At 74.9% G+C, this 2,753-nt stretch carries 2 protein-coding genes; both read left to right on the forward strand.

The features are described 5' to 3' along the window. Nucleotides 1–727 (forward strand): helix-turn-helix domain-containing protein (locus ABZ914_RS49690; protein WP_500201570.1); only part of this gene is annotated, 727 nt, incomplete at its 5' end. Between the two features lie 131 nt (nt 728–858). Further along, on the forward strand, nt 859–2,607 hold the full coding sequence (locus tag ABZ914_RS49695; RefSeq protein ID WP_500201571.1) for a GMC oxidoreductase: 1,749 nt from the start codon (nt 859–861) through the stop codon (nt 2,605–2,607). Nucleotides 2,608–2,753 lie beyond the last annotated feature (146 nt).

Raw genomic sequence — 2,753 nt, forward strand, 5'->3', positions numbered from 1 at the left:
GGCCGCCGAGCGGCGGCGCCGCGCCCGGCTGCTGCACCTGCTGCTCGCCGACCCGCCCGCGGACGAGGCGCGGGTCGCGGCGCTGGCCGGGGAGGCCCGCTGGCCGCTGCCCGGGACGGTGGCGGTCGCGGTGGCGCGGCAGCGCCGCGAGAACGGCGTCCGGACGCCGCCGGCCCCGGCCGCCGACGGGCTGCTCTGCGACTTCGGGGCGCCGGAGCCGTGCCTGATCGTCCCGGACCCCGACGGCCCCGGCCGCCCCCGCCTCCCCGAGGCGCTGCTCCGGGACTGGGCGGTCGCGGTCGGCCCGGCGGTGCCGCTCGCGCGGGCGCGGGACTCGCTGCGGTGGGCGCGCGAGACCCTGTCGCTCGCGGCGCGCGGGGTGATCCCGGACGGCGGGCTGATCCGCAGCGCCGAGCACGTCCCCGCGCTGGTGATCGCGCGGGCGGGCGAGCTGATCGACGACGCCGCCGCGACCCGGCTGGCGCCGCTCAGCGCCGTCCCGCCGGCGCGCAGGGAGAGGCTCGCGGAGACGCTGCTGGCCCTGCTGGAGCACAACTTCAACGCGGCGGACGCCAGCCGCCGGCTGCGCGTCCACCCGCAGACCGTCCGCTACCGGCTGCGGCATCTGCAGGACCTCTTCGGGGACGACCTGCGGGACCCGCGGCGCTGCCTGGAGATGGAGCTGATCCTGCACGCCCGGCTCGTGAACCGCGGCGCCGCGCGCTGACGACCCGTTTTTTGTCAATCCAGTGACAAAAGGACCGCCGAATCGTTGCGCCGTGTGCATGGTGCGCGACGGAGAGCGGCGCCATAGTCGGGGACCCCATGCCCGGCGGTCCCCAGTGAGGTGATGCTCCCATGTCCGGTGACGCCTACGACTTCGACGTGATCGTCGTCGGGTCAGGGTTCGGCGGCAGCGTGTCGGCGCTGCGGCTGGCGGAGAAGGGGTACCGGGTCGCCGTGCTGGAGGCGGGGCGCCGCTTCGACGAGAGAACGCTGCCGAAGACGTCATGGCGGCTGCGCAAGTACGTGTGGGCGCCCCGGCTCGGGATGCGCGGCATCCAGCGCATCCACCTCGTCGGCGGGAAGGCGGGCGTGCTGGTCCTCGCGGGCGCGGGCGTCGGCGGGGGCTCGCTGGTGTACGCGAACACCCTGTACGTGCCGCCGGAGCCGTTCTTCAAGGACCGGCAGTGGGGCCACATCACCGACTGGCAGGACGAGCTGGAGCCGTTCTACCGGCAGGCGCAGAAGATGCTCGGCGTCACCGTCAACCCGCTCGTCACCCCGGCGGACGAGGCGATGAAGCGCGTCGCCGACCGGATGGGCGTGGGGGAGACCTACCATCCGACGCCGGTCGGCGTGTACTTCGGCGACAGGCCCGGCGAGGACCACGACGACCCGTTCTTCGGCGGCGCCGGACCCCGCCGGACGACCTGCACCGCGTGCGGCTCCTGCATGATCGGATGCCGGGTCGGCGCGAAGAACATGCTGACGAAGAACTACCTGTACCTGGCCGAGCAGGCCGGGGTGAAGGTGCTGGCCGACACGACCGTGACCGCGGTGACGCCCCTCGACGGCGGCGCCGCGGGCGACGGCGCCGCGGACGGCGGCGCCGGGAGCGGCGGCTACCGGGTCGAGATCGAGCGCACCGGGCCGCTGCTGAAGCGCCGCCGGGCGCTGACCGCCGAGCACGTCGTGTTCGCCGCCGGCACCTACGGCACGCAGCGGCTCCTGCACCGGATGCGCGCCGCCGGCCGGCTCCCGCACCTGTCGCCCCGGCTCGGCGAGCTGACCCGCACCAACTCCGAGGCGCTCCTCGGCGTCGAGCGGATGACGGTGTGGCACCGCAAGAAGGACGTCGACCACAGCACCGGCCTCGCCATCACCTCCTCGTTCCACCCCGACGAGAAGACCCACATCGAGCCGACCCGCTACGGCGCCGGCAACAACCTGATGGGGTTCATCCGGACGCTGCTGGTCGACGGCGGCGGCGCGCCGCGCTGGCTGAAGTTCCTCGGGCAGGCCGCCCGGCACCCGACGGTCATCCTGCGCGGCCTGTCGCTGAAGGACTGGGCGAAGCGCACCGTCATCGCGCTCGTCATGCAGACCGCCGACAACTCCATCACGGTCACCGAGAAGCGCGGCCTGCTGGGGCGCCGCCGCCTGTCCGCCGGGCTCGGCGAGGGCGAGCCGAACCCGACGTGGATCCCGGTCGCGCACAAGGCCGTCCGGATGCTCGCCGAGGAGCTCGACGCCACCCCCGGCGGGACCTGGTTCGACCTGTTCAACATCCCGACGACCGCACACTTCATCGGCGGCTGCGTCATCGGCGAGACGCCCGAGACCGGCGTCATCGACCCCTACCACCGCGTCCACGGCCACCCCGGCCTGCACATCGTGGACGGCTCGGCGGTCACCGCGAACCTCGGCGTCAACCCGTCGCTCACCATCACGGCGCAGGCGGAGCGGGCGATGGCGTTCTGGCCGAACCGCGGCGAGAAGGACCCCCGCCCCGAGCCCGGCGCCCCGTACCGGCGCGTCGAGCGCGTCGCGCCCCGCTCCCCGGCCGTCCCCGAGAACGCGCCCGCGGCCCTGCCCCTCGTCTGACGGCCGCGCCGGCTCGCGGCCGGGCCGCCGCAGCGCGGCCGTGCGGAACGGGAACGGCCGCGCGGAACGGGAACGGCCGCACGGAACGGGAACGGCCGCACCGAACAGGAACGGCCGCGCGGAACGGGAACGGCTGCGCGGAACGG

The organism is Spirillospora sp. NPDC046719 (genome assembly GCF_040645715.1).
Taxonomy (GTDB): Bacteria; Actinomycetota; Actinomycetes; order Streptosporangiales; family Streptosporangiaceae; genus Spirillospora.